Annotated in this window: 17 protein-coding genes; 9 read left to right on the plus strand and 8 right to left on the minus strand. The window is 44.2% G+C overall.

Annotated features, from left to right (window positions below):
• Window positions 1–107: 107 nt before the first annotated feature.
• On the minus strand, window positions 108–1088 hold the full coding sequence (locus tag Q4Q54_RS08275) for a chemotaxis protein (protein ID WP_311988188.1): 981 nt from the start codon (window positions 1086–1088) through the stop codon (window positions 108–110).
• A gap of 222 nt (window positions 1089–1310) precedes the next feature.
• On the opposite strand from Q4Q54_RS08275, the gene Q4Q54_RS08280 reads away from it, so the two are divergent.
• Entirely contained in the window at window positions 1311–1742 is a 432-nt protein-coding gene (locus tag Q4Q54_RS08280; RefSeq protein WP_106651272.1) for a thioesterase family protein, read from the plus strand.
• A gap of 166 nt (window positions 1743–1908) precedes the next feature.
• Here the strand turns inward: Q4Q54_RS08280 and Q4Q54_RS08285 are convergent, their stop codons facing one another.
• Together Q4Q54_RS08285 and Q4Q54_RS08290 are read right to left on the minus strand one after the other, a co-directional pair.
• The gene (locus Q4Q54_RS08285; RefSeq protein ID WP_311898014.1) at window positions 1909–3399 is read right to left on the minus strand and encodes a bifunctional diguanylate cyclase/phosphodiesterase; all 1491 of its coding nucleotides are present in this window, start codon (window positions 3397–3399) and stop codon (window positions 1909–1911) included.
• Window positions 3400–3492: 93 nt separating this feature from the next.
• Window positions 3493–4335: an HDOD domain-containing protein gene (locus Q4Q54_RS08290; RefSeq protein WP_006082674.1), complete on the minus strand. Its 843-nt coding sequence runs from the start codon at window positions 4333–4335 to the stop codon at window positions 3493–3495.
• Between the two features lie 340 nt (window positions 4336–4675).
• Between Q4Q54_RS08290 and yegQ the strand changes: the two genes are divergently transcribed.
• The 3 genes from yegQ (at window position 4676) to Q4Q54_RS08305 (ending at window position 8686) form a co-directional block, all read left to right on the plus strand.
• On the plus strand, window positions 4676–6043 hold the full coding sequence (gene yegQ, locus Q4Q54_RS08295) for a tRNA 5-hydroxyuridine modification protein YegQ (RefSeq protein WP_311988189.1): 1368 nt from the start codon (window positions 4676–4678) through the stop codon (window positions 6041–6043).
• A gap of 3 nt (window positions 6044–6046) precedes the next feature.
• On the plus strand, window positions 6047–6298 hold the full coding sequence (locus Q4Q54_RS08300) for a YfhL family 4Fe-4S dicluster ferredoxin (RefSeq protein ID WP_006082676.1): 252 nt from the start codon (window positions 6047–6049) through the stop codon (window positions 6296–6298).
• A 498-nt stretch (window positions 6299–6796) separates the two neighbouring features.
• A complete protein-coding gene (locus Q4Q54_RS08305) occupies window positions 6797–8686 on the plus strand; it encodes a S8 family peptidase (RefSeq protein WP_311988190.1) in 1890 nt (629 codons plus the stop codon).
• 118 nt (window positions 8687–8804) lie between these two features.
• On the opposite strand, the gene Q4Q54_RS08310 is transcribed toward Q4Q54_RS08305, so the two are convergent.
• Window positions 8805–9338: an SCP2 sterol-binding domain-containing protein gene (locus Q4Q54_RS08310; protein WP_311988191.1), complete on the minus strand. Its 534-nt coding sequence runs from the start codon at window positions 9336–9338 to the stop codon at window positions 8805–8807.
• Between the two features lie 137 nt (window positions 9339–9475).
• On the opposite strand from Q4Q54_RS08310, the gene Q4Q54_RS08315 reads away from it, so the two are divergent.
• Both Q4Q54_RS08315 and Q4Q54_RS08320 read left to right on the plus strand, forming a co-directional pair.
• Window positions 9476–10486 (plus strand): peptidase U32 family protein, encoded by a 1011-nt coding sequence (locus tag Q4Q54_RS08315; RefSeq protein ID WP_311988192.1) that lies wholly within the window; start codon window positions 9476–9478, stop codon window positions 10484–10486.
• A gap of 40 nt (window positions 10487–10526) precedes the next feature.
• Window positions 10527–11420 carry a U32 family peptidase gene (locus tag Q4Q54_RS08320; protein ID WP_311988193.1) on the plus strand — a complete coding sequence of 298 codons (894 nt, stop codon included), beginning with the start codon at window positions 10527–10529 and terminating at the stop codon, window positions 11418–11420.
• 119 nt (window positions 11421–11539) lie between these two features.
• Here the strand turns inward: Q4Q54_RS08320 and Q4Q54_RS08325 are convergent, their stop codons facing one another.
• Window positions 11540–12268 (minus strand): hypothetical protein, encoded by a 729-nt coding sequence (locus Q4Q54_RS08325; protein WP_311988194.1) that lies wholly within the window; start codon window positions 12266–12268, stop codon window positions 11540–11542.
• A gap of 694 nt (window positions 12269–12962) precedes the next feature.
• Between Q4Q54_RS08325 and Q4Q54_RS08330 the strand changes: the two genes are divergently transcribed.
• From Q4Q54_RS08330 to Q4Q54_RS08340, 3 genes are all read left to right on the plus strand, one after another.
• Window positions 12963–14321, plus strand: a complete 1359-nt coding sequence (locus Q4Q54_RS08330; protein WP_311988195.1) for a YjiH family protein — start codon at window positions 12963–12965, stop codon at window positions 14319–14321.
• A gap of 714 nt (window positions 14322–15035) precedes the next feature.
• On the plus strand, window positions 15036–15173 hold the full coding sequence (locus Q4Q54_RS08335) for a hypothetical protein (RefSeq protein ID WP_237709435.1): 138 nt from the start codon (window positions 15036–15038) through the stop codon (window positions 15171–15173).
• A 269-nt stretch (window positions 15174–15442) separates the two neighbouring features.
• A complete protein-coding gene (locus tag Q4Q54_RS08340; RefSeq protein WP_006083674.1) occupies window positions 15443–15880 on the plus strand; it encodes a hypothetical protein in 438 nt (145 codons plus the stop codon).
• Here Q4Q54_RS08340 and Q4Q54_RS08345 read toward each other — a convergent pair.
• The 3 genes from Q4Q54_RS08345 to Q4Q54_RS08355 are packed head-to-tail and all read right to left on the minus strand — an operon-like array spanning window position 15873 to window position 19008.
• Window positions 15873–17120 carry a CDP-glycerol--glycerophosphate glycerophosphotransferase gene (locus Q4Q54_RS08345; RefSeq protein WP_006083675.1) on the minus strand — a complete coding sequence of 416 codons (1248 nt, stop codon included), beginning with the start codon at window positions 17118–17120 and terminating at the stop codon, window positions 15873–15875. The two genes, Q4Q54_RS08340 and Q4Q54_RS08345, sit on opposite strands and share 8 nt — an antisense overlap.
• Window positions 17121–17128: 8 nt before the next feature.
• Window positions 17129–17560 carry an adenylyltransferase/cytidyltransferase family protein gene (locus Q4Q54_RS08350; protein WP_006083676.1) on the minus strand — a complete coding sequence of 144 codons (432 nt, stop codon included), beginning with the start codon at window positions 17558–17560 and terminating at the stop codon, window positions 17129–17131.
• A 2-nt stretch (window positions 17561–17562) separates the two neighbouring features.
• Window positions 17563–19008 (minus strand): sugar phosphate nucleotidyltransferase, encoded by a 1446-nt coding sequence (locus Q4Q54_RS08355; protein WP_006083677.1) that lies wholly within the window; start codon window positions 19006–19008, stop codon window positions 17563–17565.
• Between the last annotated feature and the right edge of the window lie 3 nt (window positions 19009–19011).

Raw genomic sequence — 19011 nt, forward strand, 5'->3', positions numbered from 1 at the left:
TTTATATCGTTTGTCATTGAAGAATCTCTCAAGACCTTGGTAGCTGCGATTGGCATTTCTAGTACTAAGTATCTGATATTCAAATATCGCAGCGTAATGAAATGGCATTACTCTTCGAATACGTATTTATCTATCATACCGACCATACGGCCAATTTCGGGTTTAGTAATAGTGTCATTCGCCCCCAATGCCATCGCCTTTGTGCGGTTATCCTCGCTCATTAGGGAAGAAAACATCACAATCGGCATTTGTTGGTATGCCTTGGATTCTCTTAATCGTTTAACCAGATGCATCCCATCCATGCGAGGCATTTCAACATCCGTGATAACGGCACTGACAAAATCAGAAATAGAGGCATTATCTTGTTCAGCCAGACTCTCAAATTCCATTAGCATTTCAAGCGCATCACCACCATCTTTAGCAGTAATAATGTTATAACCTGCACTGCGGAGCGTATTTTCAATCATTTTGCGAATAAAAGCGGAGTCATCGACAACCAAAATGGTTTTCGCTTCACGTTTTGCCAGCATTTTGTCATTAATCAGCACGCTCCTGTCGAGGGTGACATCGTACTTATCCATACTCAGCTCGGGATTGATATCGGCAATAATTTTCTCAAAATCCAATATCATAATCAGCATGCCATCACGGCGAACCACGGCAACGACACAATCATTTTCACCCGCTTCTAAAAACTGACTCGGCGATTCAACTTGCTCCCACGACACCCGATGAATGCTGCGAACACTATCAATTAAGAAGCCATTAATCATCTTATTAAAATCAGTGACGATAACGACCTTATGGGTTAAATCCTCCGGTGTCGATATGCCAAGCCAACCGGCAAGATCGACTAAAGGGATCAGCTTTTCTCGCAACGAGAACACCCCCACCATATGCGGTTGTGCATTGGGATAGTCGGAGGTTTCTGGCACCCGAATCACTTCCCGCACTTTGGCGACATTGATCCCGTAATGACAGACTTTATGGCCGCCGTTAGGGAGAATCTTATGCAGATGAAACTCAATAATCTCGAGTTCATTTGTGCCACTTTCGGTCAATATTTCTGATTTTTTTATTTCGCTCATATGAAGCTCTCAACCTAGCAAATCAACATAAGAAAGGTATTCCAGCTATCAGTATAGGAAGGGATTAATGAGTTAGGCACGATAGTGCGATTTTACTGCCTGATTAGCGTGATATTTCTTGAATATGAGTTAATCACAGATTGATCACGGGCTTACTTTTGTTTAAAGAGATAAGCCGCTAAACTAATGCGCCATAATACTCCCTAGAATAACCTTAACCCCATGCCGCAATTTAGCCCGACCTTTTCCTTTCCAGTGCAAATCTACTATGAAGATACTGATTTTTCTGGCGTGGTGTATCACCCCAACTTTTTGAAATACTTCGAGCGTGCCCGTGAGCATGTAATTGGTGCGGAGCGTTTAAGTGCCTTGTGGCAACAAAACCAGCTGGGTTTCGCTGTGTATCGTAGCGATATGCTGTGCCATGAAGGGGTGGAGTTTGCCGATATTATCGATGTGCGCACTCAGTTTTACTTCGAAAGCAAGTACCGCACTGTGTGGCAGCAGGAGATTTGGCGTCCACAAGGTAAAAAGCCTGCCGTCACCGCCACAATTGAGATGGTATGTATGAATCAAGCTCGCCAATTAGCGCCTATGCCAGCGGAGTTAATCGCCGTTTTAAGCCAAGGTTTTGCCTCAAAGGTGCAAAACTAATACGGGCGATTTGACTAAAGCGATAATGAAGATCGTTAGAGCCCCATAGGAATGGGGCGAGCAACGACTCATTAAAGCTGCCCTAACGTTAATTGGTCCTAACGTTAATTGATGTCGGATTTACTGGGTCTAACATTACTCAGAGTTGGTTTAATGAATGGCTGATTTAAATGTGATGCAGCTTAGCCCAATTCATTTCAAGTTCGGCGGCACGCATAGGTTTAGCGTAATACATACCTTGTAGGGTATCGACGCCCATAGCGACCAGCCTATCTCTAATCTCAAGGGTTTCGATCCCTTCGACTGTGACTTCATAACCTAATTTTTTAGCAATATTAATACTGGCTTCGAGGATATATTCCGACGGTTTATCCTGCTCAAGATCCTTTAAAAAGGCTTTATCGATTTTGACTTCATTAACGGGTAGATGCTTCAAATAAGCCAATGAAGAATGACCGGTACCAAAATCATCAATTGCGAGCCTAACCCCTAACGCACGAATTTTATCTAAGGTTTCGACCGCCTTAGTTAAATCCGCCATTAAGGTACTTTCCGTAATTTCAATCATTAAGGATTCTGGCGGAAGTTTGTAATGCGCCAATCTCGCCGCAATTTCTTGGGGCAAGGTTTCACTGTCAAGATCCCGTGTTGATAGGTTGACTGCAACGCACAATTGTATCCCTGCAGCGCGCCATTTTGCCTGCTGCGCTAACACTTGGTCGAGTGCCCATTGGCTCACTAAATCAATCATGCCAGCATATTCGGCTAAGGGGATAAACTCGCCAGGAGAAATAACCCCAAGCTCGTCGTGCTCCCAGCGCATCAAGGCTTCAACCTGAAAACACCGTCCCGTCGCAATATCCTGTTTCGCTTGATACACCATATACACTTGATTGCGTTGTAAACCTTTGGGCAAGCTATCGATAATTCTCAGTTCTCTTAACTGTTGAATATCATCATTCTCGGCATAGTAAGCAATCGCGCTACGAGAGTGGCGGGCTTTCTTCAGCGCCAAATCGACGCGACGTAACATCTGGCTCGTGTCGGCGTGGTGTTCATGTAAATGCACACAACCGATTTGAAGTTTAACGCTGACAGGCGTGTTCTTAATGCTAAAAGGCACCTGCAAACGGCCTCTTAAATGAATGAGTTGCTCTTCAGTCAACGCTTGCTCGTAATATAGGCAGAACTCATCGCCATTGAGCCGTGCGATTAATCTTGGAGATAAACTTAAGCTGTTTAACCGTTCTGCAAATTGCTTTAGCAAGATATCGCCAAATACAAACCCAAAAAGATCATTTACATAGCGAAATCGATAAATATCAATCAGCACTAGCGTCCCTTGAGTCAGCGGCATCATAGAGGCCAGCGCACGTTTCAAGCCAACGCGATTCACCAGCCCGGTCAATTTATCCTTACCCACACTTGCGGGTAAGGCCTTCAATAACTCATCTAAGGTATGGTACAGAGGTGCAAACTCTTGGGGAACAATGCCAATGTCTAAAGCTTGGCGCTCAATCTTTTGTTGTTCTAATTGGGTACAAAGTTGTGCTAAAAACTTTTGCTGTGACCGTAGCGACCTATATTTTGCCTGCAATATATACAATGAAAATATCAATAAAATGAGCGAAGCAACGACTAACCCGATTTCGAACATACCTTGGCCTCTGCTTTACCGCGTAAGCTTATTATCAAATGGCACTGCAATTCAGTGTTCACGTGCCATTTGAGTTCCATTTAGGCCTAACGATTATTGGTAACTTTCTCTAATTGAATGGAATTTTTCCATAAACTCATCACTGGCTAAATCATCGGTTGTCACGGGTAAACCGCGGGCGACAAACACACCAAGACGTTGTTCTAACTCAGTGCCTGCACGTAATTCACCGGTATAGAAGGCCGCTGCACGGATAAAGTCGAGATAGGTGACGTGATCGGGCAGATAAGGTAAATCGGCCCAGCGCTCAACCACTTCCATCACTTCGGTAGAAAAATCCCAACTCTTTAACACAGCACGACCTAATGGCCCCTGCATTTTACGAACGAGCGCGCGTAATTGATCAATGCTCGTAAATAAATGCGGCTGCGCCTCAGCTTCGGTCAACACAGGTAAAGCGCCAATGTTATGTACGAGTCCGGCTAAGGTTAAGGTATCAAAATTTAATCGACTGGTTGAATGGCGTTTATTATACATCTGCAACATGGCACAGGCGGCTGCGGTCACATCGATTGAGGTGCGCCACACTTCATCCATCACTTCCCACACCATTTCATTGGTGGAAATGAATAATTGCTCCATCGCCACCGAAGTTGCGATGCTTTTAATTTGAATTAAACCAATGCGAGAAACCGCACTGTTAATGCTTTCAGCGGGTACGCCTCGGCTGTATAAGGCGCTATTGGCCACCTTAATGATACGGGCAGAAATCGCCGCATCTTGGCCGATCACTTCAGCCACTTGTTTAAGGCTCGCATCGGAGCGTCCGACCACTTCTTGCACCCGCATCGCCACTTCAGGCAACGTCGGTAGCACTAAAGCATCATCTTTTAGTTTTTTTAATAAACTGACTAACAGTAGATGTTCGGTAGACATCTTAGCTCCCATCAATCTGTAAACATGAACATTGGATAGTTGGAGTATATCAGCTGACCGTCATTAGATACGTAGAAAAAAGCAACGGACGTTAATAAATTGTATGATTGCGTTATCAATTTTGGCTTAATTATCGGCTTTAATCTTCTACAGTAATCATCACCAGAGCTGAAATGTTCCTCGCTGCTCGCTCACGCTAAACGCCCTATATTCGCAAAATGTGAAGTACCACTAAAGTTAGTGAAGGCAATTTGCATAACCCTACTTTCATTGTGTAAAATCCCGCCCCCGCGCACCGCGCCATTTATTCATCGATTAATTAACCAATTTGAGAGTGATTATGTTTAAACCTGAGTTGCTGTCTCCAGCTGGAACCCTGAAGAACATGCGCTACGCCTTTGCCTATGGCGCAGATGCTGTGTATGCCGGTCAGCCGAGATATAGCCTAAGGGTACGTAACAATGACTTCAAAATGGAAAACCTTGCCACAGGCATACAAGAAGCCCATGCGTTGGGTAAAAAACTCTATGTTGTGAGCAACATAGCACCCCACAATGCCAAGCTAAAAACCTATATCAAGGACATGGAACCCGTAGTGGCGATGAAGCCAGACGCGCTGATCATGTCCGATCCGGGTTTAATCATGATGGTGCGTGAAGCCTTTCCCGATCAGGTAGTGCATTTATCCGTACAGGCCAATGCCATCAACTGGGCCTCGGTCAAGTTTTGGCAAACCCAAGGGATCAAGCGCGTGATCCTGTCGCGCGAACTATCCTTAGATGAAATCGAAGAAATTCGTCAACGCTGCCCCGATATCGAACTCGAAGTCTTTGTGCATGGCGCCCTGTGTATGGCGTATTCAGGCCGTTGTTTGCTTTCGGGTTATATCAATAAACGCGATCCAAACCAAGGCACCTGCACCAATGCTTGTCGCTGGAAATACGATGTACACGAAGCGCAGCAAAACGACAGCGGCGACATCATTGCCATGCCTAATGCAGTGCAAATCGAAACGCCGACGACTTTAGGTGCAGGTGCACCTACAGATCAAATATTCCTACTGCAGGAAGCCAATCGTCCCGGCGAATACATGCCAGCCTTTGAAGATGAGCATGGTACTTATATCATGAACTCTAAGGACTTACGTGCGATTCAACACGTTGAGCGCCTAACAAAAATGGGCATAGACTCACTTAAAATTGAAGGCCGCACTAAGTCTTTTTATTATGTTGCCCGCACCGCACAGTTGTATCGCCGCGCGATTGAAGATGCTTCATTGGGTAAAGATTTCGACCGCAGCCTAATGAATCAATTAGAGGGACTCGCCCACCGTGGTTATACCGAAGGCTTTTTACGTCGCCATGTGCATGATGAATATCAAAATTATGACTATGGCTACTCAGTTAGTGACACCCAACAATTTGTAGGTGAACTGACGGGCAAACGTAATCTTGCAGGATTGGCCGAAATCGAAGTGAAGAACAAGTTTTCCGTTGGCGACAGTGTCGAGCTGATGACGCCGCAGGGTAATATCAGTCTAACGATCGAACAACTCGAGAATCGCAAGTCAGAAGCGGTTGAAGCGGGCTTAGGTTCGGGGCACACTGTGTATCTGCCCGTGCCGAAAGAGGTCGATTTGAGCCACGGTATTTTGCTGCGTAACCTGCCCCAAGGTCAGGATACGCGCAACCCACATGAACTAGGTTAAGGTATGGCATTACTGATCGACGATAGCTGCATCAACTGCGACATGTGTGAGCCTGAGTGTCCTAATCAGGCCATCACTATGGGCGAAGAGATCTATGAGATCGATCCCGACCGCTGCACCGAATGCGTGGGGCATTACGACAAACCCACTTGCGTGTCTGTCTGCCCTATTGATTGCATCGACCCAGATCCAAACCGCGTCGAATCCAACGACGAGTTGTTAGTGAAATTTGCCGTGCTAACGCAAAAAGCTTAATCACATCCCAGACCGAGTGGTAATCTAACCTCTCGGTCAAATCCGCCCTCATCCCCGCCTAAAACAATGCAACAGACATGCATATAAACAGTATGTAAAACCATTTAAGCGCATAAATCCGATCATTCATTACCTGCTTCATAAAAACACTACTTTAGACTGACACTGGTTTAGTTCTGCCTGTCAAAAAACGAACAGACGGTATTTATCCCTTCTTCACAATTTATAGTTCAAGACATAATGTCGCTTGATAAATCACCATTTTTGCAAGCTGTGTCACTTTAATGGATTGAGAGTTATTATTTTGACGCTTATTTGTTCGGCTCAATCATTATTCCTGTACAAACTCATTCACGCCTCAATTGTAAATCAAGTGTTACATTTTAATTTTATGAATGAGCTAAGCCTTAAGCATTAAACTGGGCAGGTTGAAAATACCTTCTACATTGGATTATGTCTCGAAGTCCGTGGAGACATAAAAAGAAAATGGAGTTCAACATGCATAAGAAACATTTAATAGCAGTCGCGGTCGCAACTGGACTTGCTTACTTCCCTGTTAACGCTAATGAATACCAAGCCACTATGGTCAATGTGCCGCAATCTAAAGCCATCAAAGATACTTACATCGTTGTATTCAATACCCCAAGTGTTCTTAATCTCAGTAATAACAATGCGATATCTGAGTTTGCTACTCAGCAGGCCGAGAGTTTAGTGAATCAATATGATGTCAGAGTGATGAGAAGCTTTGGCAGCGCCCTCAATGGCGTATTAGTCAATGCAAGCCCCCAACAGATTAAAGCCTTGCGTAGCGATCCTAAGGTGAAATACATAGAACAAGATCAAGTGATGTCAGTAACGCCCATGATGGAAGCCAATGCGGACCAACCGAGTCCGACCTGGGGCATAGACAGAATCGATCAACGCAACTTGCCATTGGATAGCAACTATCACACGGATTACGATGGCTCAGGTGTGACCGCCTTTGTTATCGATACTGGGGTGCTAAATACCCACAATGAGTTCGGCGGCCGCGCAAGCAGTGGCTATGACTTTATCGATAATGATTACGACGCGACTGACTGTAACGGCCATGGTACCCATGTGGCGGGGACGATTGGTGGCTCAACCTACGGTGTCGCAAAAAACGTCAATGTGGTGGGTGTCAGAGTGCTCAACTGTTCAGGTTCTGGCAGTAACTCTGGCGTGATTGCTGGGATAAACTGGGTGAAAAACAATGCTTCTGGTCCCGCCGTCGCGAACATGAGTTTAGGGGGCGGCGCCTCCCAAGCCACAGATGATGCCGTCAATGCCGCCGTAGCTGCGGGGATCACCTTCGTCGTCGCGGCCGGCAATGACAATAGTAACGCCTGTAATTATTCTCCAGCCCGCGCGGCGGATGCCATCACAGTTGGTTCAACCACCAGTAACGATTCCCGCTCGAGTTTTTCTAACTACGGGACTTGTTTAGATATTTATGCCCCCGGTTCGAGCATTACTTCCTCTTGGTATACCTCAAATTCGGCGACCAATACCATTAGTGGCACCTCAATGGCATCCCCCCATGTGGCAGGCGTCGCGGCATTATACTTAGATGAAAATCCTAACCTCTCACCCGCACAGGTGACTAACTTACTCGCGACGCGCGCCACTTCGGGCAAAGTCACAGATGCTAAGACAGGCTCACCGAATAAGTTACTGTTTTCACTTGCAAGCGATGATGGTGGCTGTAGTAGTAATTGCCCCGTTGACGAAACTCAGCTGCAAAATAATCTGGGTATCGCGATCAGTGGAGCCACAGGTTCAGCAACTTATTACTACATTGATGTCCCCGCAAATGCGGCCAGTTTAGGCATCAACCTCGCGGGGGGCTCTGGCGATGCGGATATTTATGTCAGCCAAGGACAAAAACCGACGACGACCAGCTATCAATGCCGCCCATATCAAAATGGTAACAATGAGAGCTGTAATTTCACCGCGCCAGCGGCGGGTCGTTGGTATGTGATGGTCCAAGGCTATAACAATTATGCTAACGCCCAGCTTACCGCCAGCTATAACCTTAATGGCGGCGGAAATTGTACCGATGCGAACTGCTTAACCAATGGCGTACCTGTCACGAATTTAAGCGGAGCAACGGGAACTGAAGCCCTGTATAAAATCGTCGTCCCAGCGAATAGCCAACTCAATATTACCACCAGTGGCGGGACTGGAGACGTGGATCTGTATGTCAAAGCAGGGACTGTCCCAACGACCACCAGCTATGATTGTCGTCCCTATAAAAACGGTAACAATGAAAGCTGTTCGATTACCGTCACTCAAGCGGGAACTTACCATGTGATGTTACGTGGTTATGCTAATTACTCGGGCGTTCAACTGAGTGCAAGCTACTAGCGAGTAAATCAGCTCAGTCAGTTTTGACTCACACTTAAGCCCACTAAGGTAACAACTTAGTGAGCTTTTTAGTGGTTTATTCAGAAGCCAATCTCGCGAAATGGCATTAATCACTTGATTAATAACTTGGAGACTTAGCGAGGATAACTGTTGGTTTTGCTTCGATTTGCAGACGCTCAATCACTGCGGCGAGTTTTGCAGTGCTGAGGCGAATTGGAGTCGGCATACTGGCAAATTCGATGCTGAGCAGCAGGTTTTTCACTTCGAGCCCTAATTCTGTATCGCCTTCAATACTCAACTTACGCTGGAAGAATAGCGTATCAGGATCTTCCTTTGCAGCTGCCACGAGTATGAGCTCGGCTGAATTGGCACTAAAGGTCACCTGCGCATCGGTTAATTTTCTGACTTGCCACTTGCCATTAAAACTCACCTCAAAGGCTAGGTTTAAGTCTTCCACTTGAATCGCGACCCATTTATCAGTCAAAAATCCGAGTTCATCGTCTGCCGCTTGTTCGGCGAGTAACAGCCCAAGTAATTGGCTGATGGCTTTCGCTTTGAAACTAAAAGGCATCTTAGCGAGGGGAAAGCCGATGGCTTTTGGGGTGAATTCTAAAAGTTGTTGAGCGATTTTTGCGGAAAAAACAGCGGACATGGCGGGAACCCTACAAGAATAAAACATATATCTCCCAGTTTATCGGGATTTTATGATCTTAAACCTGTTTTAAATCAATTCATCGCCATTCAATCTTACCTACACTCTGCGGCTATCATTTTATCGGGAGCATCACTATGGAGCTGTTGTGTCCAGCAGGAAATCTGGCCTCGCTAAAGTCGGCATTGCATGCCGGAGCCGACGCTGTGTATCTGGGACTAAAAGACGACACCAACGCGCGCTCGTTTGCAGGATTAAACTTCACCCCCGCAAAGTTGCAAGAAGCCACTGAGCTCACGCAAAAATACGGTAAGAAAATCTTCTTAACCTTAAATACCTTTCCAAAACCGGGCGAAGAACACCGTTGGTATCAAGCCATCGATCTCGCCGCTAAGCTGGGAATAGATGCGTTGATTGTCGCCGATCTTTCTTTGCTCAATTATGCCCATCAACATTACCCACACTTGCCGCTGCATTTGTCGGTACAGGCCAGTGCGACCAATCTGGGCGCGCTCAGCTTTTATAAAGAAACTTTTAACATCGCCCGAGTCGTGTTGCCGCGGGTATTATCGATGAAACAAGTGCGTGACCTTGCCAAGGTCAGCCCAGTGGATTTAGAAGTGTTCGCCTTCGGTAGCCTGTGCATTATGGCCGAAGGCCGTTGCCAGCTGTCATCCTATGTAACGGGACAATCGCCCAACACCGGCGGCTCTTGTTCACCGGCAAAACACGTGCGCTGGCAGGAAGAAGGTCAGAACCGATTAACGCTGCTCAATGATGTGTTGATTGATAAGTCGGCCCTCGATGAACAGATGGGTTATCCCGTGGTATGTAAAGGCCGTTACATCACGGAAGATCAAGATTCGCCGCAGTATTTGCTCGAATCACCAACCAGTTTGAATACCTTAAGTCTACTGCCAGAACTCGCCAAGGCGGGCATAGTGTCGCTAAAAATCGAAGGCCGCCAACGCAGCCCGGCCTATGTTGAGCAAGTTACGAGAGTTTGGCGCCAAGCCATAGACACCTATCGAGATAACCCCGAACTGTACTCAACAAGCCAAAACCAACCCCATTGGGAACAAGCCCTTGCAAAAGTTTCCGAGGGTCAAATCACCACACTTGGCGCCTACGAGCGTGATTGGCAATAAAGGTAAATGGACAGAGCGCCAGATTAACAAAGGATAAGTAATGCATATTTCCCTAGGCCCGCTGTTGTATTGCTGGCAAAAACAACAGGTCACAGATTTTTATCAGCAAGTCGCCGCCAGTCAAATTCCCTTAGTGTATTTAGGCGAGGCCGTTTGCAGCCGCAGACGTGAACTCAAGTGGGGCGATTATCTCGAACTGGCACAGATGCTTAAGCAGGCGGGTAAAGAAGTGGTGATTTCAACGCTGGCGTTAATCGAAGCGCCATCGGAATACACTGAGCTGAAACGCCAGGTCAATAACGGCGAATTTATGGTCGAAGCGAACGATATGGCGGCAGTCTATCTCGCCAACGAGCACAAGCTGCCCTTCGTCTGCGGCGCGAGTATCAATAACTACAATCGCGCCAGTTTAGACATTTTGCAGCGATTTGGGATGCAAAGGTTTGTGATGCCAGTGGAGCTATCAAAGGGTTGGCTTAGCCAAGTGATCCAACAAAAGCCGCCATTTGAAGTAGAGGTCCTCGGCCACGGCTATTTGCCCCTCGCCCATTCGGCGCGCTGCTTTACCGCTAGGCACAAACAGCTCACCAAAGATCATTGTGAAACAGTGTGCCGTGAATACAGCAAAGGGCTACTCGCGCAAACCCAAGAGCTGCAGCCTTTGCTCAGGCTCAATGGGATCCAAACTCAATCCGCCAGTTGTTTAGATTTACGCAGTGAAATAACGACAATGGCAAAGATGGGCGTGGATGTGTTTCGGGTATCACCCAGTAGTCTTGACTGCATCACCACAGCCAATACCTTGGTCGATGCGATTAACACGCCTGAAAATGCTCAAGATTTTGCGATAGGCAGCGACGCGAACCTAGAGACTACCCAGTGTAACGGCTATTGGTTTGGAGAAGCAGGCCTTGCTGTGCATGCCAATCCCTAGCCCGATTCAGAGCCTGAGCTTGGACCTAAACATGAGCCAGAGCTTAATCTAGCAAGGAATCTGAGCGGGAACCATAATCTGGATTTAAGCAAACGTCGACGTTAACTTAAGGAATGAGTTTAACCAGTACTATTTCGATCTTGGCTGGTTCGCTCTTGGTTGGAGTGTAACTGACTCAAAAGCAGCACAGTGGTCCAGCACAATAGACTCCCCAGCCCTATCCATTCCAGTAGGGCTGGCCACCACAAACTAGGACGCGGTAGCTGCAATACCATCTCCTGATAAAACGGCCTATCCCCTTCGGTCAAACCTAAATCCAATTGCGGCGCATACAGAAACGTCATCATGCTGCACAGCACAATGAGGGCTAACAACCCAGTCCAGCGACCAAAATGAGACTTGCCGAAAAAAACTAAAGCTAAGTAGAAAATCGCACTTAAACTTCCCAGATAGAAAAACCATTTCAGCCCTAAAACGTGCAAGTGATACACGTTCACCGGAAATAATCCCACGCTCGCTAAAGCTAAAAAAGTGCATGCCAGACTGATAAAAAAGGGATATCCCCAAAAAGATGTCACCTGTTGTAACGAAGACAAACAATAAAAGACGAGACTTAAGCTGCCAAAAAACAATCCCCCGTTGAGGATCACAGCAAAAGGTGAATGACCATAAGTCCCCAATTCGCTTAGGGTATGATTTAAAAAATTAAAGCGATGGGATTCGGCATCGTCGAATCCTAAAACAGTCATCACAATACCGATTAAAAGCCCAAAGATCCCCAGAAAACCAAACTTAATGGCCAGTGTCGAGCCGCCTTTAATCTTAACCTTCTCTACTTTTGCAGTCATGAATACTTGAGTTGGATAGGAATGATACTAACTTACATGGAAATGAGAAGATTTAAAGCGGCGGGTATCCGCTTTATGAATAATATTTTTACTTTCATCGTTATTAGCGACTTTTTAGTCAGCCTCCAAAACATCAAGATGCTGAGGAAGATCACTATTATCTCTAAGCAGATTTAACTGCTTGTCGCATAAAAATGTGCCGAGCAGCGAAATAGACTGAGCATCACAGTGGTATTCGTAAAGCGTGCTCACCCACGCCATATAGAAAGTGTTATCACGACAGTCCGCTTAAATCGCACAAAAAACCAACCAATAGGGCTATAAGGCTAAAGTTGATGATGTTTTTTCGTGCAAAAATAACATCTCAATCGTTTTAACTACATCATCACACAAGCGATTAACCCCTCAGAAACAACAATCCATAACGCCATGTTTATAATAATTTTTTATCTGAAACCATCCAGAAGTATCGACCTAATATCACCGACAACTTAAGTAAAATAACTATGCTGTTTTGCTGCTTATATCAAACTAACTAGCGAATCGTTTTACATAGACAAGCTAAGCGAGTAATCTTCCCCATTCTCGTTTTTGAGTTGAATTTAAATGCACCTTAATTGGCGTCAACAGCGCGTTATGTGCGGCTATTAATTCAAATTTACCATGTACGACTCGTACTTTAAGGTGTACAAAATTGACTACTGAAAATAAAAATCGAAACATTAAGACGATACTCACCTTTATCGTCCCTTCGCTGATCGGTCTGTTGTTATTTATGACCCCTATCAGCTACAACGATGCGATCACTATTCCTATCGCGATTATCTCTAAAGCACTGCAAGGCGCATTGAGCGGCGTGTTAACCCTCATAGTGACCATGATTATCGTGGCTACGGCGCTGGCCTCTTCGCTGTCAAAAGCATTTAAGCCTAAGTTTGTGGCCCAGAATCACTTCCTTAATGCCTTATTAAATGTCAGTCCTTTATGGTTGATCACGCGGATCATAGGTGCGGTGTTTGTCGTGCTGACCTATTTAGGCTTAGGCCCAGAGGCCATTAACTCCTCAAGCACAGGTGCATTAGTCTTAAACGACTTACTGCCCGTGTTGTTCTCCGTTTTTATCTTTGCGGGTATGTTGTTGCCGCTGCTGCTGAACTTCGGTCTACTCGAACTGTTTGGCACGCTGCTAACCAAAATCATGCGCCCCGTGTTCAATCTACCGGGTCGCAGTGCAATTGATTGTATGGCCTCATGGTTAGGTGATGGCAGTGTCGGTATTTTACTGACCAGCAAACAATACGAAGCACGTTTTTATACGCAAAGAGAAGCGGCGGTTATCGGCACCACATTCTCGGCAGTATCGATTACCTTCAGCCTAGTCGTGATCTCGCAAGTTAAGTTAGAGCACATGTTTGTGCCCTTCTATTTGACTGTGTGTCTCGCCGGTTTTGCTGCCGCTGTGATTGTGCCTAAGTTGCCACCGCTGTCGTGGAAGAAAGACAACTACATAGACGATACCCCACGCACGCCAGATGATGAGTTGATCCCTGCGGATCGCAATGCTTTCTCTTGGGGTTTTGATAAAGCCTTAGAAAAAGCTGCCAGTGCTGGTGGTATCAAAGGCGTATTGAATGAAGGCGTTAAAAACGTTGTCGATATGGTGTTTGGCATTCTCCCTGTCGTCATGGCCATTGGTACTTTGGCACTGATTATTGCCGAGCACACACCCATATTTAACTATCTGGGGATGCCGTTTATTCCATTACTCGAATTACTGCATATTCCAGAAGCCACTGAAGCCTCTAAAACAATCGTGGTCGGTTTTGCGGATATGTTTATTCCGTCAATCCTTGCCAGCTCAATTGAATCAGATATGACCCGCTTTGTAATTGCAGCCTTATCTGTGACTCAGTTGATCTATATGAGTGAAGTCGGTGCACTGCTTATCGGCAGTAAAATTCCCGTCAACTTCGTTGAGCTTTTCGTGGTGTTTATTCTACGTACCTTAGTGACTCTGCCTGTTATCGCGGGTGTAGCGCATTTATTGTTCTAACATTACGCTAGTTTGGGCCTAACGTAGGTTTTAATGTAAGTCCAACAAACGTTCTAAAAAAGGGGAGTCAGATTAACTGACTCCCCTTTTTGCACTAACTCATACACGAACTGGCTGTTTTGATTATATAGCGTGACTTAATCGTACAATCTCCACTCGACACCACACAACTCACTTTTGGACAGAAGGTGTAGGCAAATTGTACTGGGTGACCTGCTATTTCAGTCACAGGGATCTAAGTGTTGGCTGGTATTCAATCATATAGGCTTGCCATGGCATTCACTCTCCGACACGCAGCTAGTCCGTCCTTGGATGCTCGACCGCCCCATCCATGGGGCGGACGGTCGTCTCGCTAATCACCATGGCTCACCCTTTGGGCAATAGTGTAACCAGTCTGTATGAAGGAGATACCCAGCAAGCTTTGGGACAAAAACGCGTTAGTTTTTTTACTCTAATCAGTTGGTTTCGGATTAATATTTCTATGGGGTAACGCCGCGTTAAGGGGTGAATGCCGCCTAAATCAACTTTCCGCAGACGACCTTCACCATAAAACTCATCGCTTACAAAAAATGCCACGCGGCATGAATCCCTCTTAAACGCTTTGTTGAACGAAGCCGCTTTGCGGCAGGAACAAGATAAAACCATCCTTTTGCCCCTCATCCTAAATACTTGCTAGACGCGACCTGCTTCGGTCGCAAACCTAGGAGTATCATCATGGACATTCTCGAACAACAACGCTTTGATTTACTTTATGAACAACATCTTACCAACTTAACCTTGCAAGGCAAGCGGCCTGCAATCATTGATGCCTATAGCCGAGCGATACGCCGCATTGCGACTTATTTTAACTGATGCCCCTACACCCTGACTACCGATGATTTGAAGCGCTATTTTGTCGATTTGATTGCCTCCCATTCATGGAACACTGTCGAACTCGACCGCAACGGCTTGAAGTTTTTTCTACTTTCACGTCCTCAACAAATCTTGGCAATGGCTTAATATTGTTAAGCCACCACAGACTGAACCCCATATATGTCCGATGGTGTTAGACCAGAACATTATGTATTTTGTGGCTTTATCGCTTTCGGTCTATAATGTGAGTTACTATTTTCTTAAAAAAAATGGAAAAATTAGAAGAGTTTTACATAGCCGAACTAGCGAATATTCGACAAGATCCCATTATTTCCAAGTTACTTTCAAAGTTGCCGCCGGAGATAAGTGATAGCTATACGAATGAGCAACTAATGGGTATTAGAATTGCCTTAGGTGACCGTACTTGGGGTAAGCATTTTGTTGATAGTCGTGGTACTTTTTCGCTTCCATTTATTAAGTGGCGTTTTTACTATGTGTTTCTCTTAGGTAAAAATAAACGCGCTTATACTCGCCGTGAAAAGCGGTTTTCATTGCTGGCCTTCTCTACATTAGTGCTCGGTTTTATGCTACTGAGCGTACTGTTTGGACTGCTGCTCTTATATCTACTGAAATCATCCCTAGGTATTAATATTTTCCCCGAGATATCATTAGGAATTTGGGATTGGTTTAAAGACCTATTTAACTAATTTGTGTATTTAATGGAGACTTTAGTAAATTGCGGCGACAGATATAACGTTCAAGCAGCTCAAAGCAGTCTGAATGTTCATTCATTTCTTGCCAATAGAGTTTTTGTAATTGTGTATAGGCAAGATGTAACGTTTCTGTCTGTTTTTTTGATGTATTATTTTTTAATATGTTTATTAATTCTTCGAACCCATATGCAATTAGCCCAGCTTGTGGTAGACATTGACTATATTCGTAACAATTACGGCTATTTTTAATATAGCTTTCATGGTCGAAAAGGTAGAAAACTATAGGGATATTTAACGGTAATACATCAATAAATAAAGATGAATAATCCGTAAGTAACAGATCTACTTGATGTAAGATACCGTAGACATCCTCCCAACTGCTGATATCTCTTACATTAGGGTATGCACTAAAGTGTTTAGCATAATGTCTTTCATTCGGGTGTAATCTTAACAAAAACAAGCAGTCTGAATTGACTAAAAACTGGGATAACACACCCCAGTTGAAGGCTTTTTCGTAGGGGGATTGTACTGTTTCAGTATTACTTAAGTTGGCATCTCGCCAAGATGGGGCATACAGTATGACCTTTTTATAGCTTGTACCATCAGGTTTTGAATTGATACTTTGACATTTATCCGGATAGCGGCGATAAAAATCAGTTCTTGGATTACCGCAACTGAGCAATTGTTTTTTTTGTAATCTGAAGGCGCTGCAAAATAAACGGTCAACTAATGGACTTGGACTGAGCATCAACTGAGGTCGAACATATTCTTGGTGATACAGTAGGGAATGCCAAGTTTTTTGCCAATATGAATTGGATTGATACTTATGCGCTAGAGGTCCGTGGTCTATATCAAACTCAATCCTTTTCAACGGGGAACCATGCCAGAGATTGATTTTAATTGAACCACTAGCAAACCACTGATTGACGTCACCAATATAACTATTATATATGTAAAATCTTGCCGTTAGTGCATGATAAACACCTTCTAAACTCCATCGTTCATAGGCGATAAATCCTTTTTTCCTCAGCGCGTTAACTAGTGATGCATCACCACTAATCCAAATTACATGCATAAATTTATTTTTGTGCCAGTGCAGATATAAATATTTACTGTTATCCGCAAAAAGGTTTTTATAGCAACCAAATACAGCTTTATTTCCTTGCCGCGGAAAAAACCATGAAAGACCATAAATACATTTCTTTAATAATGAAGTAAATAAGTTTGTTTTCATGATGAACCTCACTTAATCAAGGCGGAGGATGGCAATCTGATGCAGTTTGAGCGAGGGACTGCCAAGTTGGTTTTGATTTCAGTGGTTGAAATAGCATCTGTTCTTTCCAAATAAATCACTTGGCAAAACTCTTTTAAATAATCAAATTTCCCCTGCCAATCAGAACCCATACCAAAGATATTCACATTGAGTTCTACAATATCTTTAGCTTTTTGCTGCCAGTGAGTTTCAGGTATCACTAAATCTACATATTTACAGGCACTTATCATCTCTATACGTTGCTGGTAATTAAAAAAAGCCACTTTTCCTTTGAGAGAATTAAACTCATCTGTTGATACACCAACAATAAGTTTATCTCCCATCGCTTTGAGTCTTTGAAATAATCTCACATGACCATAGTGGAACAGATCATAGGTACCATAAGTGATGATTGATTTCATGATTAATTCCTCTTGCTTGAGTGAGAGTCAATATGGGCTTGTATTGATTGTGTACCCAAGGCTGAATGTACAGCCCTAGAATTTTGTTTTAATAGTTGACGAACTTGATCACGTTTATTCTTTGTCTTGAAGTCTTGCTCTATAATGATTTTTTCTTCTTCTGGTATAGCATATGGTGCGAGTAATTGAACTGGGCCATAAACGCCATGCTTACTTGGTTCTTGTGCTGTATATGGTGATTGCTCTGTTTTTGCACTCAATCCCATTAGATGCAATTTTCCGAGGCACACATGGTAAAGCTGAGGTAATAATGCAAGACCTTGATATGGTATATTAAAGCGCCAACTGTTAAGCAATTTATTTTGATTACTTATTAATTGCATTTTGATAAAGCCATGCCATGAATGTATGACTCCCCAAGTAAACAGTATGGGCCAGAGTGGCAGGCTTAAACATAATAATAATAGGGAAATTAGCCGAATTAAAAAAGACTCAGTATGGGGTATCTGTTTATGACTTGTGGAAATTAATCTAGGATCATTGATTTTTATCGCGGATTTTAGCCCTACATTAATAAGTACATTCTGACTAATAATGCAGTTATCAATATTGAGACCTTCGCCAACAAAGCTATTATCTAAAATTAAGCAATCATTTAAATTACAATCTTTTTCAATCAGACACTTATTGCCAATAACAATTTTATTTTGCATGTTTACGTTAGGTGCAATCCATGTTTGTTCACCTATGGCTCCCCAAGCATGTAGTCGCGAAAGTAACCCTGTTCTTGTTTTGGCTCCTAAGTAAAAATATTTAGTCGGTTTGATACTGGCACTCGGACGTCCCGAGGCTGTCAGCCCGTAAAAGCTTGCATCTGCGATTGTCAAGTTGGCGTAAAGATAGGATTCAAAGCTATCGAGCATGGCGCATTGACCATGTAAAATTTCAGTTATAGCTTCCGCACATAATGTGGTGTTGTCTAATGGCCAATCGAGTAAATGTAAGTGATTTTGGGCCGCTGGCAGCATTAATAATCCTGGATTTAAATCAGCTAGCTTCGGGCGTACTAAGCGTAATTTTATGTTTTTGCTATAATTAACGAAGCAATTTATACAAGGAGAGCGCAATATATCGCCTCGAGCAACTAAGGTTTCCTCATTTAAATCCAGTTTCATTCGTGACATAACTTGAGTAACCGATTCCTGTACTTTAGTCAGGAAATATTCAATCTTTACACCCCAGCGGCTACCATCACCTAAATAAGCTTCTATCTTTTCAGCATGGCTTGAAATAACCAGCTTAACTTGAGTGATTCCTGCATCTGCAACATCTTCGAGCGTATACTCAATTAAGGCTCGATTTCCCACTGGTAGTAGCGCAGGGCAATATTGCTCATCCAATGGCGATAACTCATTTCCATGACGATTCGCGAAAATAATGGCTTGCATAGC

The organism is Shewanella sp. SP2S2-4 (genome assembly GCF_031932025.1).
GTDB lineage: Bacteria > Pseudomonadota > Gammaproteobacteria > Enterobacterales > Shewanellaceae > Shewanella > Shewanella baltica.

Excerpts from the sequence above, each read along its gene's own strand:
- Q4Q54_RS08275 (WP_311988188.1), bottom strand. The coding sequence starts at position 1,088 with ATGAGCGAAATAAAAAAATCAGAAATATTGACCGAAAGTGGCACAAAT.
- Q4Q54_RS08280 (WP_106651272.1), top strand. The coding sequence starts at position 1,311 with ATGCCGCAATTTAGCCCGACCTTTTCCTTTCCAGTGCAAATCTACTAT.
- Q4Q54_RS08285 (WP_311898014.1), bottom strand. The coding sequence starts at position 3,399 with ATGTTCGAAATCGGGTTAGTCGTTGCTTCGCTCATTTTATTGATATTT.
- Q4Q54_RS08290 (WP_006082674.1), bottom strand. The coding sequence starts at position 4,335 with ATGTCTACCGAACATCTACTGTTAGTCAGTTTATTAAAAAAACTAAAA.
- yegQ (WP_311988189.1), top strand. The coding sequence starts at position 4,676 with ATGTTTAAACCTGAGTTGCTGTCTCCAGCTGGAACCCTGAAGAACATG.
- Q4Q54_RS08300 (WP_006082676.1), top strand. The coding sequence starts at position 6,047 with ATGGCATTACTGATCGACGATAGCTGCATCAACTGCGACATGTGTGAG.
- Q4Q54_RS08305 (WP_311988190.1), top strand. The coding sequence starts at position 6,797 with ATGCATAAGAAACATTTAATAGCAGTCGCGGTCGCAACTGGACTTGCT.
- Q4Q54_RS08310 (WP_311988191.1), bottom strand. The coding sequence starts at position 9,338 with ATGTCCGCTGTTTTTTCCGCAAAAATCGCTCAACAACTTTTAGAATTC.
- Q4Q54_RS08315 (WP_311988192.1), top strand. The coding sequence starts at position 9,476 with ATGGAGCTGTTGTGTCCAGCAGGAAATCTGGCCTCGCTAAAGTCGGCA.
- Q4Q54_RS08320 (WP_311988193.1), top strand. The coding sequence starts at position 10,527 with ATGCATATTTCCCTAGGCCCGCTGTTGTATTGCTGGCAAAAACAACAG.
- Q4Q54_RS08325 (WP_311988194.1), bottom strand. The coding sequence starts at position 12,268 with ATGACTGCAAAAGTAGAGAAGGTTAAGATTAAAGGCGGCTCGACACTG.
- Q4Q54_RS08335 (WP_237709435.1), top strand. The coding sequence starts at position 15,036 with ATGGACATTCTCGAACAACAACGCTTTGATTTACTTTATGAACAACAT.
- Q4Q54_RS08340 (WP_006083674.1), top strand. The coding sequence starts at position 15,443 with ATGGAAAAATTAGAAGAGTTTTACATAGCCGAACTAGCGAATATTCGA.
- Q4Q54_RS08345 (WP_006083675.1), bottom strand. The coding sequence starts at position 17,120 with ATGAAAACAAACTTATTTACTTCATTATTAAAGAAATGTATTTATGGT.
- Q4Q54_RS08350 (WP_006083676.1), bottom strand. The coding sequence starts at position 17,560 with ATGAAATCAATCATCACTTATGGTACCTATGATCTGTTCCACTATGGT.
- Q4Q54_RS08355 (WP_006083677.1), bottom strand. The coding sequence starts at position 19,008 with ATGCAAGCCATTATTTTCGCGAATCGTCATGGAAATGAGTTATCGCCA.